The sequence below is a fragment of the Roseobacter sp. MH60115 genome (genome assembly GCF_015644665.1).
Lineage (GTDB): Bacteria > Pseudomonadota > Alphaproteobacteria > Rhodobacterales > Rhodobacteraceae > Roseobacter.
Map to the genome: position 1 here is coordinate 582,030 of NZ_JADOBQ010000001.1, position 13,966 is coordinate 595,995.

Here is a 13,966-nt window from a genome sequence, read left to right on the forward strand (position 1 = left end):
CGGGCGGAACCAAGTTGCACCCCCAAAAAAGACTAAAATTTTATCTTGAAATCAGCTTGTTATATGGGTTTTGAGAAACGGTGATGCCGCTACATGCGAACTGTTTCGGATTCCGGGACGCGGTTCCCCGGGACGACAATTTACGTGTTCTTCATAAACCGCCCAAAAAACTGGCGTTGAACGACTCACCATCATAGGGTGCGATTGTCACCCAACGCAGAACAGTGGCGACCAGCAGGAGAAAGACATTGAACAAGCACAGCATGGAACCGGGCTTCAGAGACAGCGTTGACCAGATGTTCAACCGGGCCGTTGGCCTGATGGATCTCTCGCCCGGGCTGGAGGAAAAGATCAGGGTCTGTAACGCCACCTATACAGTGCGTTTCGGTGTCAGGCTGCGGGGCAAGATACATACGTTCACTGGCTACCGGTCGGTGCATTCGGAGCATATGGAGCCGGTCAAGGGGGGGATCCGCTACTCCATGGGCGTCGATCAGGACGAGGTTGAGGCGCTGGCCGCGCTGATGACCTATAAATGCGCGCTGGTCGAGGCGCCGTTTGGAGGCTCCAAGGGTGGGCTCTGTGTCGACCCGAGGGAGTGGGATGAACATGAGCTGGAACAGATCACCCGCCGCTTTGCCTATGAGCTGATCAAGCGCGATCTGATCAACCCATCGCAGAACGTCCCTGCGCCCGACATGGGTACCGGCGAACGCGAGATGGCCTGGATCGCGGATCAGTACAAACGCATGCATACCACCGACATCAACGGCAACGCCTGTGTCACCGGCAAGCCGCCCAATGCGGGCGGGATCGCGGGGCGGGTCGAAGCCACGGGGCGTGGCGTGCAATACGCTTTGCGGGCGTTCTTCCGCGACGAGGAAGGGGTGAAGAAAGCCGGGATGAGTGGCGATCTGGATGGCAAGCGAGTGATTGTTCAGGGCCTTGGCAACGTGGGCTACCACGCCGCCAAGTTTCTGCGGGATGAGGATGGCAGTACCATCATCGGCATCATCGAACGGGACGGCGCCTTGTTTAATCCCGAAGGGCTGGACGTTGACAGGGTGCGCGAATGGATCGCCAAACACGGCGGCATCGCAGGCTATTCGGACATGCACCACGTCAAGGATGGCGCAACCGTGTTGGAGGAAGACTGCGATATTCTGATCCCCGCGGCGCTGGAGGGGGTGATCAACCTGCAGAATGCGGACCGGATCAAGGCACCGCTGATCATCGAGGCCGCGAATGGTCCGGTCACTGCCGGGGCCGATCAGGTTCTGCGGGAACGCGGCGTGGTGATGATCCCGGACATGTATGCCAACGCCGGGGGTGTGACTGTCAGCTATTTCGAGTGGGTCAAGAACCTCAGCCACATCCGCTTTGGCCGCATGGGCCGCAGGCAGGAGGAATCGCGCCACCAGCTGATCATCAACGAGCTGGAGCGCCTGTCGCGGGACAAGGAATTGAACTGGGAGTTGAGCCCGGATTTCAAAGAGAAGTACCTGCGCGGCGCGGGTGAGTTGGAACTTGTGCGCTCTGGCCTCGATGACACGATGCGCATCGCCTATCAGTCTATGGCCGACGTCTGGCATGGCCGGGATGACGTGCACGACCTGCGCACGGCAGCCTATCTGGTGGCCATCGACAAGGTTGCCGCAAGCTATCGCGCGAAAGGCTTGTGAGCCGGATCGACTCTGCGTAATGTCCACCCCGACATGGTTCCGGCGACCGCCACGGCAGGCCGCCGGATACGTGAACGATCTGGGTGGGTGTAGGTATGACGGACGTCGCTTTTTCTTGTTCCTGTGGCACGCTGAAGGGAATTGTGCATGACGCGTCGCCCGCAAAAGCGTGCCACCTGATCTGTTTTTGCAAGGATTGCCGGGCCTTTGCGCGGCATATGGGTCAGATGGAGGCGCTGGAGCCCGGCGGCGGCAGCCCGCTGGTGCAGGTGCTGCCCGCGCGCATAGAGATCACGCAGGGCGCAGACCAGATCGCCTGTCTGCGGCTCTCGCCCAAGGGGCTGCACCGCTGGTATGCGGCCTGCTGTAACACGCCGCTGGCCAATACGGTGGGTTCCTCGCGCATGCCGCTGGCGGGCATGTGGAGCCCGCTGTTCGAGACGACGCGTGCTTTTGGGCCCGTGGTCACCTACGGGTTCACCAAGGCCGCCCTTCCCGGCGGGCCGCGCAAGGACAAGGGGCTTGGGCGCATGATGGGCGGGCTCGCGAAACGCGCGCTGGCGGCCTATCTCAACGGCACCGCACGGCAGAGCCCGTTTTTCGATGCCGCCGGCGCACCGGTCGCCACCCCCCGGATCATCAGCAAGGACGAAAAGGCCGTCGCCTACGCGGAGTGAGCACCGCCGGTCTCTCCGCGACATGATTGGTCGGATTTGGTCGCGGACAGCGCGCAGGACTGCTGTTAGGGTTTGCTGAAAAGCATGGAGAGCGGACGTGAAATTTTCAGGCCTGCGCGTTCTGAAGGAAGGCCTTACCGGGAACAAGGGCTGGACACCGCATTGGCGCGACCCCGCGCCCAAGGCCGAGTATGACGCGGTGATCATCGGGGGCGGCGGGCATGGGCTGTCCACGGCCTACTACCTTGCCAAGAACCACGGAATGACCAATATCGCCGTGCTCGAAAAGGGCTACATCGGCAGCGGTAACATCGGGCGTAACACCACCATCGTGCGGGCCAACTACTTTCTGCCGGGCAATTCGGAGTTCTACAGCCATTCGCTGAAACTCTGGGAGGGGCTGGAGCAAGACCTCAACTACAACGTCATGCATTCGCAGCGGGGCATGATCAATCTCTTCCACTCTGACGGGCAGCGCGACGCCTTTGTCCGCCGCGGCAATGCGATGATTAATCAGGGGGATGACGCGATCCTGCTGGACCGGGAGGGCGTGCGCAAACATCTGCCCTATCTCGATTTCGAGAACACCCGGTTTCCGATCTATGGGGGACTGCTGCACCCCCGCGGCGGTACAGCCCGGCATGATGCGGTGGCCTGGGGCTATGCGCGCGGGGCGGATCAGCGCGGGGTGGACCTGCTGCAGAACTGTGAAGTCACGGGTATCGACATCGAGAACGGCGCGGTCCGCGGCGTGCAGACCACACGCGGGGCGATCCGGGCCAAGAAGGTGGGGATCGTGGTGGCGGGCCGCTCCGGTCAGGTGGCGGCGATGGCGGGGATGCGCCTGCCGATTGAGAGCCACATTCTACAGGCCTTCGTGACCGAGGGGCTGAAGCCCTGCATCGATCATGTGGTGACCTTTGGCATGGGGCATTTCTACATCAGCCAGTCTGACAAGGGCGGTCTCGTCTTTGGCGGCGATCTGGATTTCTACGCCTCCTACGCCAGTCGCGGCAACCTGCCGACCGCCGAACATGTGATGGAGGCGAGCATGACGCTGATGCCGATGATCGGCAAGGCAAAGCTTTTACGCAGTTGGGGCGGGATCATGGACATGACGCCGGATGGGTCGCCGATCATCGACAAGACCGACACGCAGGGTTTTTTCATCGATTGCGGCTGGTGTTACGGCGGGTTCAAGGCGGTGCCTGCCTCGGGCTACGCCTTTGCGCATCTGATGGCGACCGGGCAGCATCACGAGACGGCCAGCGCCTTCCGGCTGGACCGTTTCCGCACCGGGCGGGGCATTCTTGATGAAGAGGGCACCGGCTCTCAGCACAATCTGCATTGAGAGGAGGAGAGGATGCGAGCCTCCGGCGGGGATATTTATAGCCAAGAGAAAAGGTGGGTCGGACCATGCGCTTGACCTGTCCGATGTGCGGGGCACGGGATCGCCGCGAGTTTTACTATCAAGGCGATGCGGTTGCCTGCGCTCGGCCCGCGCGGGATGCGGATATCCCGGCCTGGGATGATTACTTGCATCTTCGCGACAACCCAGCGGGTGTGCGTCGGGAGTTGTGGCATCATGAGGCCGGGTGCGGCAGCTGGTTGGTGGTGGAACGTGACACCACCACTCATGAGGTGCATTCCGTCGCACTGGTGGAGGCGCCGGCATGAGGATTGACGGCAAGGGGCTGATCGACCGGTCGAAAAAGCTGCGCTTTCAGTTCGACGAGATCGGGTATTCGGCATTTGAGGGGGATACGGTGGCCTCCGCGCTGCTGGCCGCAGGGCAGCGGTTGATGGGGCGATCGTTCAAGTACCACCGCCCCCGCGGCGTTCTGACCGCCGGCAGCGAAGAGCCCAATGCACTTTTGACCGTTGGGCATGGCGCGGCACAGGAGCCGAACGTGCGGGCCACCACGCAGGAGGTTTATGACGGGCTGCGCGTTCGCTCTCAAAATGCCTGGCCCTCGCTGAAAACGGATGTGATGGCGGTCAATGATCTGGCCTGGCCGTTTCTGGGGGCGGGGTTCTATTACAAGACCTTCATGTGGCCGCGCGCGTTTTGGGAAAGGCTCTACGAGCCGGTCATTCGCCGCGCTGCCGGTCTGGGCGGGCTGAGCGGCGAACACAATCCGGATACGTACGAGAAGGCCTATGCCTTCTGCGATCTGCTGGTGATCGGGGCTGGACCTGCCGGGTTGATGGCCGCACTCACGGCGGGCCGGGCCGGGGCCGACGTTTTTCTGCTGGATGAGGACAGCCGCATGGGGGGCCGGCTCAATGCAGAGACGTATATCGTGGATGGCATGCCGGGCAGCGACTGGGCCACAGAGGCCGTGGCCGAGTTACGCAGCATGGAGAACGTCCGGCTGATGACCCGGACCACGCTTGTCGGGGCTTATGATCATGGCACCTATGCGGCTCTGGAGCGGGTGAGCAGCCACCGTCGGGTCCCGGCGGAGGGGGCCGCGCTGGAAACCTTCTGGCGTATCGTGGCAAAGCGCGCGATCCTTGCTGCCGGTGCCCTTGAACGGCCCATTGCATTTGAGAACAACGACCGCCCTGGCATCATGACGGCGGGGGCCGTGCGTGCTTATCTGAACCGCTGGGGGGTCAGCCCGGGCCAGCGGGTCGCGGTTTTTGGCAACAATGATGATGCGCATCGGACAGCCACCGATCTGATCGAGGCCGGTGTCGAGGTCGCGGCCCTGATCGACAGCCGCCCGGATGCAGAGTTGAAGGGGCACGCGTTTCCGACCTACTCAGGGGGCCTGGTCACCGGCAGCACCGGGCGTCTGGGCCTTAAGCGCATTGCGGTGAAATCCGACGGCATCACCGAAGAGCTTGAGGTCGATTGTCTGGCGATGTCGGGTGGCTGGAACCCGACCGTGCATGTGACCTGTCATATGAACGGGCGGCCTACGTGGCGCGAGGATATCGCCAGTTTCGTACCTACTCCGGGCAGCGTGCCGGGGCTGGAGGTCGCAGGTGCCTGCAAGGGCGATTTCAGCACCGCCGCCTGTCTTGCTGCCGGTGCGGCGGCTGCGAAATCCGCGCTGAAAGAGCTGGGCCTGAAGGTGCCCCGCGGCGCTGTCCCCGATGCGGAGGACAGCCCCTATCGCCTCTCGCCGCTCTGGGCGGTGCCGGGGAAGGGACGGGCGTGGCTCGACTTTCAGAACGATGTCACCGTGAAAGACATCAAACAGGCGGCCACTGAGAACTTCCGCTCCGTCGAGCACATGAAGCGCTACACCACGCAGGGCATGGCGACCGATCAGGGCAAGAATTCAAACGTGGCCGCCCTTGCCCTGCTGGCAGATGCCACCGGGCGGGGAATTCCCGAAACCGGCACGACGACGTTCCGCCCGCCGTTCACGCCCGTGGCGCTTGCGGCCTTTGGCGCCGGGGCGCAGGGAGAAGGTTTTGCGCCCCGGCGCCTGACAACCTCCCACGCCACCAGCGTCACCATGGACGCACCGATGATCGAGGCGGGGCTGTGGTATCGCCCCAGCTATTTCCCGAAACCCGGCGAAACTCATTGGCGGCAATCCTGTGACCGCGAGGTCGGATATGTGCGTAATGCGGTGGGCATCTGTGATGTCTCGACGCTGGGCAAGATCGATATTCAGGGGCTGGGTGCCGCCGCGCTGCTGGATATGGTCTATACCAACACGTTCTCCACCTTGAAGGTTGGCCGCGTGCGCTATGGCCTGATGCTGCGCGAAGACGGCTATGTGATGGACGATGGCACCACGGCGCGACTGGGGGAACAGCACTACGTGATGACCACGACCACGGCGGCGGCGGGCAGCGTGATGCGGCATCTGGAGTTCGTGCATCAGGTGTTGCGGCCCGATCTGGATGTGCGGTTCACCTCCGTGACCGAGCAATGGGCGCAGTTCGCCGTCGCCGGGCCGAAATCGCGCGAGGTGCTGAACGATCTGCTGGACGACCGCATCGACAATGAAAGCTGGCCTTTCATGGCCTGTGGTCCTGTGGGTGTGGCCGGTGTGCAGGGGCGACTTTTCCGCATCTCCTTCTCGGGCGAACATGCCTATGAAGTGGCCGTGCCCGCGCGCTACGGGGAAAGCCTGTTCAAGCTGTTACTGGCGCGTGCGGAGGCTCTGGGCGGGGGCGCTTACGGCATGGAGGCCCTGAACGTGTTGCGGATCGAAAAAGGGCACATCACCCATGCCGAAATCCATGGGCGCACCACGGCGTTCGACATCGGGTTCGCCCGCATGGTCAGCGCCAAGAAGGATTGCATCGGTCAGGCGATGGCCGCGCGCGAGGGGCTGGTGGAGCCTGACCGGGAGCGATTGGTGGGGCTGAAACCTGTCGGCGCGGTCAAGGAGCTGACGGCGGGCGCGCATCTCTTTGCGCGGGACGCGGCGGCGACACGCGAGAACGATCAGGGCTACGTGACCTCCGTCGGCTTTTCGCCAACGCTTGGCCATTTCATCGCATTGGGCTTTGTCAAACGCGGGCCGGAGCGGATGGGCGAAACCCTGCGGCTGGTCGATCATCTGCGCGGGATCGAAACAGAGGTGGAGATTTGTTCACCCGGTTTTGTCGACCCGGAAGGAGAGCGGACCCGTGGTTGAACTGAGTGCGAAAAGCCCCTGCGCCGGTCTTCTGCCGATGACGATTGGCGGTGTTTCCGTGGCTGAGGTCGATTTGGGGCGCCTGACCTCGATCGCACCTTACAAGGGACGGGCGACGGAGGCGGCAGAAGACTTCAAAGCGGCACATGGCCTTGCCTATCCGGCGGCCAACCGGGCAACGGGCAAGGACGGGAGCCGCGCGCTCTGGTTCGGGCGCGATATGGTTCTGCTGGCGGGACCATCCTGCGATGACCGGCTGGCACAGAACGCGGCGCTGACGGATCAAAGCGACGCCTGGGCCAGTGTCACGGTCACTGGAGAGCGTGCCGAGGAGGTGCTGGCGCGGCTGGTGCCCATTGATCTGCGGGCGGCGCATTTCAAACGCGGCCATACGGCGCGCACACTGATCATGCATATGAATGGATCGATCACGCGGGTCGGGGCAGACAGCTTCCTGATCCTCGTGTTTCGCGCCATGGCCGGCACATTGGTGCACGATCTGAAACAGGCTATGGAAGCCGTCGCAGCGCGCGGCTAAGGTGCGCCCATCGAAATCGATGCGGAGAGTATAAATGTTGCGTTTTGTATTGGTCGGCGCCATCGCCCTGACCGCCTTGCCTGCGGTTGCCCAGAGCGAGAAGGAAGTCAGCTGTGGGTATCAGGCTGAGGTTGTGGCGGCCGTGCGTCAGGCACGGTTGGACCGCGTCAAGGAAGCCAAGGTGCAGGAAACGGTTCTGGCCGGTGACCCGGCCTGGCCTGCGAAGTTCAACAATGCGATCCCGCTGGTCACCCCGTGGATCTACGAAATGCCGCGCAAGGACGTGCGCGACAATGATCTGGCCGAGGTCTGGAAAGAGGCTTGTCTCGCGCAGTAATGCTGCGCGTCCTGCGGTAATTTCCTGGGCGGCCACTGGACTCTGCCAAGGCCTGGGCTGATACTTGCGCCATGAGCCTGCCGCCCGGATTCCTTGATGAATTGCGCACCCGTTTGAGCCTGACATCAGTTGTCGGGCGCAAGGTCATGTGGGATCAGCGCAAATCCAATCAGGCCAAGGGTGACATGTGGGCGCCATGCCCGTTTCATCAGGAAAAATCCGCCAGTTTTCACGTCGATGACCGCAAGGGATTCTACTATTGCTTTGGCTGTCACGCCAAGGGGGATGCGATTTCCTTTGTGCGCGAGACGGAGAATGTCGGTTTCATGGAAGCCGTGGAAATTCTTGCGCGAGAGGCGGGCATGCCGATGCCCGCGCGCGACCCGCAGGCCCAGCAAAAAGCAGATAAACGCACCCAACTGGCGGAGGTCATGGAGCAGGCGGTCAGGTTTTTCCGCCTGCAGTTGAATACCGGGGCGGCGGCAGAGGCGCGCGCCTATCTGGAGCGGCGGGGGCTCGGTGCCGAGACGTTGGAGCGTTGGGAGATCGGCTTTGCGCCGGATCAGTGGCAGGGCCTCTGGGACCATCTCAAGGCCAAGAACGTGGAAGATCAGCTGATCCTCGATGCAGGGCTGGCCAAACCCTCGTCCAAGGGGGGCAAGCCCTATGACACCTTCAGGGGCCGCATCATCTACCCCATTCGCGATGCGCGGGGGCGTGCGATTGCCTTTGGCGGCCGGGCGATGGACCCCAATGACAACGCCAAATATCTGAACTCTCCGGAAACCGAACTCTTTGACAAGGGGCGCAGCCTTTACAATCAGGGCCCCGCGCGCACGGCTGCCGGGAAAGGCCAGCCGCTGATCGTGGCCGAGGGATATATGGATGTCATCGCCCTGGCCTCCGCCGGTTTTGAAGCCGCTGTGGCCCCGCTCGGCACGGCGATCACGGACAACCAGTTGCAGATGCTCTGGCGGATCGCGCCGGAACCGATCATCGCGCTGGATGGCGATACGGCGGGTCTGCGCGCGGCGATGCGGCTGATCGATCTGGCGCTGCCGCTGCTGGAGGCGGGGCGGTCCTTGCGGTTCGCGATCATGCCGCCGGGCAAGGACCCCGACGATCTGCTGCGCGAGCAGGGCGCGCCCGCCTTGCAAAAGCTGTTGGATGAGGCGCTGCCGATGGTGCGGTTGCTCTGGCAACGAGAGACCGAGGGCAAGGTTTTCGACAGCCCGGAGCGTAAGGCGGCGCTCGACAAGGCGCTGCGTGACCGGATCATGACCATCAAGGACCCGTCGATCCGCGGCCACTATGGTCAGGAAATCAAGGACTTGCGGTGGCAGCTGTTTCGGCCCGCGCGGCCGTCAGGTGGGGGTAAGTCGGGCAAGGGGCAGGGGCGCTGGAAAGGCGCACCGGCAAGTGCCTTGGCCTCGACCAAGGCCTCCGTGCTTGCCGCTTCGGACGACAGCCGTACGGCGGAACATCTGCGCGAAGCGGTTATCCTTGCAGCACTGGTGACCTGCCCGGAGGTGATCGAGCCATTTGAGTCCGGCATCGAGCAGATGCGTTGCACCGATCCGCTCCACGCCGATCTGCGGCAACTGTTGCTGCGGGATATGGACCTGGATGGGGACACCCTACGCACCCGTATATCCGATGCTCTTGGCGCCGAGACCCTTGAAAACCTGCTGGCCCAACGCCATGTCGCCATTGTGCCGTGCATCCGGTCCCCTGGGGATGTGGAAAAGGCGCGCATGACGGTGGCCGAAGAACTGGCCAAATTGCACAGCGCACGGGGCCTCGACGCAGAAATTGCCGAAGCGGTTGAAGATCTCAACGGCGTGGCGGACGAGGGCCTGACCTGGCGGTTGTCCGAAGCCGCACAGGCCGCAGACCGGGCCCGCAGAAGCGGGCAGGAGGACACGGCCGAATACGATCTGGGAGACAATGGTGCGCGAATCAGTCGGGAGGAACGCGGTGCGCTGGATGCATTACTTGATGCCATTAAGCACCAGAAACCGGGTGGTTAACCATATTTGAACGGGAAACCGGCAGAAAAAGAAGGTAAACGGGTGGCCGAATCACCCAAAACCACTAGATGATTCCCTAGTGATTCGGGCGAGCGAATCGATGAGACCCTTGAGGAGCAGTGCATGGCCGCCAAAGACAGCAACACCGATGCGAAACCAGACGATCAGGACGCAGGCCATTCGCTTGATATGAGCCAGGCCGCCGTCAAGAAGATGATCGGCGAGGCGCGCGAAAAAGGCTACATCACCTACGATCAGCTGAACACGGTGTTGCCGCCTGACCAGGTGAGTTCCGAACAGATCGAAGACGTGATGTCGATGCTGTCCGAGATGGGCATCAACATCATCGAAGACGAAGACGCCGAGGAAGAAGAAGCCAAGGGGTCGACAGAGCTGACGACCACCGAAGGCACGCGTGAGGTCACGCTGGGCTCCGGCACCTCCGAAAAGCTGGACCGCACCGATGACCCGGTGCGCATGTACCTGCGCGAGATGGGCTCGGTCGAACTGCTGAGCCGCGAGGGCGAGATTGCGATCGCCAAACGCATCGAGGCTGGCCGCAACACCATGATTGCGGGTCTCTGCGAGAGCCCGCTGACCTTCCAGGCGATCACGATCTGGCGCGATGAATTGCTGTCCGAAGAAATCCTGCTGCGCGATGTGATCGACCTTGAGGCGACCTTCGGCAACCAGATGGATGAAGACGGCGCCGTTGACGAGCCCGTGGTTGCCGCCGACGGCACGGCAGAGAAAAAGGAAGAGGCCAGCCCGGAGCTGGATGCCGATGGCAATCCGATTGCCCAGGACGACGATGACGATGATGACGATCAGGCCAACATGTCGCTGGCCGCGATGGAGGCGGCGCTGAAGCCACAGGTGCTGGAAGCGCTCGACATCATTGCCGACGACTACGTCAAGCTCAGCGAAATGCAGGACAGCCGGATTTCCGCGACGCTGAACGAGGATGGCACCTTTTCGCAGTCCGACGAGGACCTCTACCAGAAACTGCGCTCGGAAATCGTGCTGCTGGTGAATGAACTGCACCTTCACAACAACCGTATCGAAGCCTTGATCGACCAGCTTTACGGCATCAACCGCCGGATCATGCAGATCGACAGCGCGATGGTGAAACTGGCGGATCAGGCGCGGATCAACCGCCGCGAATTCATCGACGAATATCGCGGCTACGAGCTGGACCCGAACTGGATGGAGCGCATGGCCGAGAAGACCGGTCGCGGCTGGCAGATGTTCATCGAACGCTCCACCGACAAAGTCGAAGAACTGCGCACGGATATGGCACAGGTTGGCCAATACGTCGGTCTCGACATCTCTGAATTCCGCCGCATTGTGCAGCAGGTTCAGAAGGGCGAGAAAGAGGCGCGTCAGGCCAAGAAGGAAATGGTCGAGGCGAACCTGCGTCTGGTGATTTCCATCGCCAAGAAATACACGAACCGCGGGCTGCAATTCCTTGATCTCATTCAGGAAGGTAACATCGGCTTGATGAAGGCTGTGGACAAGTTCGAATACCGTCGCGGGTATAAATTTTCGACCTATGCGACCTGGTGGATCCGTCAGGCGATCACCCGGTCCATTGCGGATCAGGCGCGCACGATCCGTATCCCCGTGCACATGATCGAGACGATCAACAAACTGGTCCGAACCGGGCGCCAGATGCTGCACGAGATCGGTCGCGAGCCGACGCCGGAAGAGCTGGCCGAGAAGCTGCAGATGCCGCTTGAGAAAGTCCGCAAGGTGATGAAGATCGCCAAGGAGCCGATCTCGCTGGAGACGCCGATTGGCGACGAGGAAGACAGCCAGCTGGGCGATTTCATTGAGGACAAGAATGCCGTGCTCCCTCTGGACAGCGCCATTCAGGAAAACCTCAAAGAAACCACAACCCGGGTGCTGGCGTCCCTTACACCGCGCGAGGAACGCGTGTTGCGCATGCGGTTTGGCATCGGGATGAACACTGATCACACGCTCGAAGAGGTGGGCCAGCAGTTCAGCGTGACCCGCGAACGTATCCGCCAGATCGAAGCGAAAGCGCTACGGAAGCTGAAGCATCCGAGCCGCTCGCGGAAACTGCGAAGTTTCCTCGATCAGTAAGGCCACTTACACGCTTGACTGGAATTGCCTCCTCGCCGTCGAAAATGGCGAGGAGGCTGCTAAAGACGTCAACCTTTTAATCGCGGCACACAGATCCGGTCAGATATCCGTGGGGATTACGACGGTGTCCGCGTCCGAGGCTCTGAGAGGTTCAAAAGAATTTCCACCTGCGGCGACTCAGTTCAACACACGCATAGATGCGCTTGGCTGGGGCGATCTTGATCGTGTCAGGGGCCCGCTCGTTTTTGACTTGACCTGTTGGGACATGTCCGTTGTCGTAGATGACACGTTTGAAGAGCGCATCGGCGCGCTTTGGACAGCTATGTTCCCAAACACTGACCGCGAATTGCCGCCGGGTTTGACACAGGCGGAACTCCACGACGTGAATTTTCATAAATGGCGGAACGCGTGGTGCGATGTTCACATGCTTTGGGCGCACTTCAATGCCGAACGTGATGTCTTTGTGACGACGAACACAAAGGATTTCCAGAAGAACGCGGATAAACTCGCGTTGCATGGTTTGAAGGCTGTACACACACCGGCGGAGGCACTGCGCATTCTTACCGATTGAGGCGACTGCTCTTGGGTTTCATATTGAGTGCTCAGCTGGTTTTCATCCTAGTGACTTTCCCAATGAACTATGCCCCGTTAGGCTGCACGAAACATCGAAGAGGCGCTCAATGTCATTGCTAAAAAAACTATTCGGCGGCGGGAACAAGGGCACCGCATCAGAGGCATCGACCGAAACCTATGAGGGGTTCCGGATCACCGCCACGCCCGTTGCAGAAGGCAACACTTACCGTGTCTCCGCGCTGATCGAGAAAGACGTGGATGGCGAGACACTCAGCCATCAGCTGATCCGCGCAGACACCGTGCAGGGTCTGGAAGAAGCGCAAAAGGCTTGTTTCCGCAAGGCCAAGCAGGTGATCGATGAGCAGGGCGAGCGGATTTTTAGGTGACAAGTAACCAAACGGTGGAGATCACCATCGCCACTGGCGGCCAGGGGCTGTACGAGTTCACGGATCAGATCCCGCGCCTGACAGGGTCGGGGCTGCTCACGCTCTTTGTCCGCCACACCTCGGCCAGCCTGCTCATTCAGGAAAACGCTGACCCGGAGGTGCAGACCGACCTTGCCAATTTCTTTGCCCGCCTTGTGCCGCCCGCCACTGATCCGTCCATGTCCTATCTGACCCACACCTACGAGGGTCCAGACGACATGCCCGCGCATATCAAGGCCGCGCTGCTGCCCACATATTTGTCGATCCCGGTCACAGACGGGCAGTTGATGCTGGGTACCTGGCAGGGCGTCTACCTCTTTGAACATCGCACACGGCCACACACCCGCCGCGTTGCGGTGTCATTTCTGAGCAACGGCTGAGAGCGCATTTCGCCTACCACATGTTGGTGCACAAATCCCCTCTACCCAAAACTTAGGCGCTCGCCTATAAGTGTGGATAAGTGGGGCGGCGATCCCACAAAGAGGCAGATAGACAACATGAAGGGGGACGGCCCATGCGCTGCCCGTTTTGCGGAAACATTGACACTCAGGTGAAAGACAGCCGGCCCGCGGAGGATCACGTATCGATCCGGCGCCGCAGGTTCTGTCCGGCCTGCGGCGGGCGGTTCACGACCTACGAACGGGTACAGCTGCGCGATCTGGTGGTGATCAAATCCAACGGCAAGCGCGAGGATTTCGACCGTGACAAGCTCGAACGGTCCATCCGCATCTCGATGCAGAAACGCCCGATTGATCCCGATCGGATCGACCAGATGATCTCCGGCATCGTGCGGCGGCTGGAAAGCATGGGCGAGACGGACATCAATTCCAAGCAGATCGGGGAGATCGTGATGGAGGCGCTGGCACGGATCGACACCGTGGCCTATGTGCGTTTTGCCAGCGTATACAAGAACTTCCAGGCTGCGGATGATTTCGATAAATTTGTCAGCGAATTGCGGCCGGACGTGCCACCGGAAGAGTGAGCGCGC

The 13,966-nt window shown here is 61.4% G+C and carries 13 protein-coding genes; all 13 read left to right on the forward strand.

What is annotated here, in order from left to right; genetic code table 11:
- Positions 1-263 precede the first annotated feature (263 nt).
- The 13 genes from ISX84_RS02730 to nrdR all read left to right on the forward strand — a co-directional run bounded on the left by ISX84_RS02730 (position 264) and on the right by nrdR (position 13,960).
- Positions 264-1,682: a Glu/Leu/Phe/Val family dehydrogenase gene (locus ISX84_RS02730; protein WP_195819348.1), complete on the forward strand. Its 1,419-nt coding sequence runs from the start codon at positions 264-266 to the stop codon at positions 1,680-1,682.
- 95 nt (positions 1,683-1,777) lie between these two features.
- Positions 1,778-2,359, forward strand: coding sequence for a DUF6151 family protein (locus ISX84_RS02735; RefSeq protein WP_195818780.1), 582 nt, complete (start codon positions 1,778-1,780; stop codon positions 2,357-2,359).
- A 97-nt stretch (positions 2,360-2,456) separates the two neighbouring features.
- The gene (locus ISX84_RS02740) at positions 2,457-3,710 is read left to right on the forward strand and encodes a sarcosine oxidase subunit beta family protein (protein WP_195818781.1); all 1,254 of its coding nucleotides are present in this window, start codon (positions 2,457-2,459) and stop codon (positions 3,708-3,710) included.
- Between the two features lie 65 nt (positions 3,711-3,775).
- Positions 3,776-4,036, forward strand: coding sequence for a sarcosine oxidase subunit delta (locus tag ISX84_RS02745; protein WP_195818782.1), 261 nt, complete (start codon positions 3,776-3,778; stop codon positions 4,034-4,036).
- Positions 4,033-6,969: a sarcosine oxidase subunit alpha family protein gene (locus tag ISX84_RS02750; protein WP_195818783.1), complete on the forward strand. Its 2,937-nt coding sequence runs from the start codon at positions 4,033-4,035 to the stop codon at positions 6,967-6,969. Before ISX84_RS02745 ends, ISX84_RS02750 begins: the two co-directional genes overlap by 4 nt.
- Positions 6,962-7,507: a sarcosine oxidase subunit gamma gene (locus ISX84_RS02755; protein ID WP_195818784.1), complete on the forward strand. Its 546-nt coding sequence runs from the start codon at positions 6,962-6,964 to the stop codon at positions 7,505-7,507. Before ISX84_RS02750 ends, ISX84_RS02755 begins: the two co-directional genes overlap by 8 nt.
- A gap of 34 nt (positions 7,508-7,541) precedes the next feature.
- Positions 7,542-7,844, forward strand: coding sequence for a hypothetical protein (locus ISX84_RS02760; protein ID WP_195818785.1), 303 nt, complete (start codon positions 7,542-7,544; stop codon positions 7,842-7,844).
- A 71-nt stretch (positions 7,845-7,915) separates the two neighbouring features.
- On the forward strand, positions 7,916-9,874 hold the full coding sequence (dnaG, locus tag ISX84_RS02765; protein WP_195818786.1) for a DNA primase: 1,959 nt from the start codon (positions 7,916-7,918) through the stop codon (positions 9,872-9,874).
- 123 nt (positions 9,875-9,997) lie between these two features.
- On the forward strand, positions 9,998-11,980 hold the full coding sequence (gene rpoD / locus ISX84_RS02770; RefSeq protein WP_195818787.1) for an RNA polymerase sigma factor RpoD: 1,983 nt from the start codon (positions 9,998-10,000) through the stop codon (positions 11,978-11,980).
- 124 nt (positions 11,981-12,104) lie between these two features.
- The gene (locus tag ISX84_RS02775) at positions 12,105-12,551 is read left to right on the forward strand and encodes a hypothetical protein (protein ID WP_195818788.1); all 447 of its coding nucleotides are present in this window, start codon (positions 12,105-12,107) and stop codon (positions 12,549-12,551) included.
- A 109-nt stretch (positions 12,552-12,660) separates the two neighbouring features.
- Positions 12,661-12,939 (forward strand): HlyU family transcriptional regulator, encoded by a 279-nt coding sequence (locus ISX84_RS02780; RefSeq protein WP_195818789.1) that lies wholly within the window; start codon positions 12,661-12,663, stop codon positions 12,937-12,939.
- Positions 12,936-13,358 (forward strand): secondary thiamine-phosphate synthase enzyme YjbQ, encoded by a 423-nt coding sequence (locus tag ISX84_RS02785; protein WP_326838691.1) that lies wholly within the window; start codon positions 12,936-12,938, stop codon positions 13,356-13,358. The genes ISX84_RS02780 and ISX84_RS02785 overlap by 4 nt, the downstream gene beginning before the upstream one ends.
- Before the next feature lie 134 nt (positions 13,359-13,492).
- Positions 13,493-13,960 carry a transcriptional regulator NrdR gene (gene nrdR / locus ISX84_RS02790; RefSeq protein WP_195818790.1) on the forward strand — a complete coding sequence of 156 codons (468 nt, stop codon included), beginning with the start codon at positions 13,493-13,495 and terminating at the stop codon, positions 13,958-13,960.
- The last annotated feature ends 6 nt before the right edge of the window (positions 13,961-13,966 follow it).

Bases quoted from the DNA above. Each gene is read 5' to 3' on its own strand.
- nrdR (WP_195818790.1), top strand. From the start codon at position 13,493: ATGCGCTGCCCGTTTTGCGGAAACATTGACACTCAGGTGAAAGACAGC.
- rpoD (WP_195818787.1), top strand. From the start codon at position 9,998: ATGGCCGCCAAAGACAGCAACACCGATGCGAAACCAGACGATCAGGAC.
- ISX84_RS02735 (WP_195818780.1), top strand. From the start codon at position 1,778: ATGACGGACGTCGCTTTTTCTTGTTCCTGTGGCACGCTGAAGGGAATT.
- ISX84_RS02750 (WP_195818783.1), top strand. From the start codon at position 4,033: ATGAGGATTGACGGCAAGGGGCTGATCGACCGGTCGAAAAAGCTGCGC.
- ISX84_RS02745 (WP_195818782.1), top strand. From the start codon at position 3,776: ATGCGCTTGACCTGTCCGATGTGCGGGGCACGGGATCGCCGCGAGTTT.
- ISX84_RS02760 (WP_195818785.1), top strand. From the start codon at position 7,542: ATGTTGCGTTTTGTATTGGTCGGCGCCATCGCCCTGACCGCCTTGCCT.
- dnaG (WP_195818786.1), top strand. From the start codon at position 7,916: ATGAGCCTGCCGCCCGGATTCCTTGATGAATTGCGCACCCGTTTGAGC.
- ISX84_RS02730 (WP_195819348.1), top strand. From the start codon at position 264: ATGGAACCGGGCTTCAGAGACAGCGTTGACCAGATGTTCAACCGGGCC.
- ISX84_RS02780 (WP_195818789.1), top strand. From the start codon at position 12,661: ATGTCATTGCTAAAAAAACTATTCGGCGGCGGGAACAAGGGCACCGCA.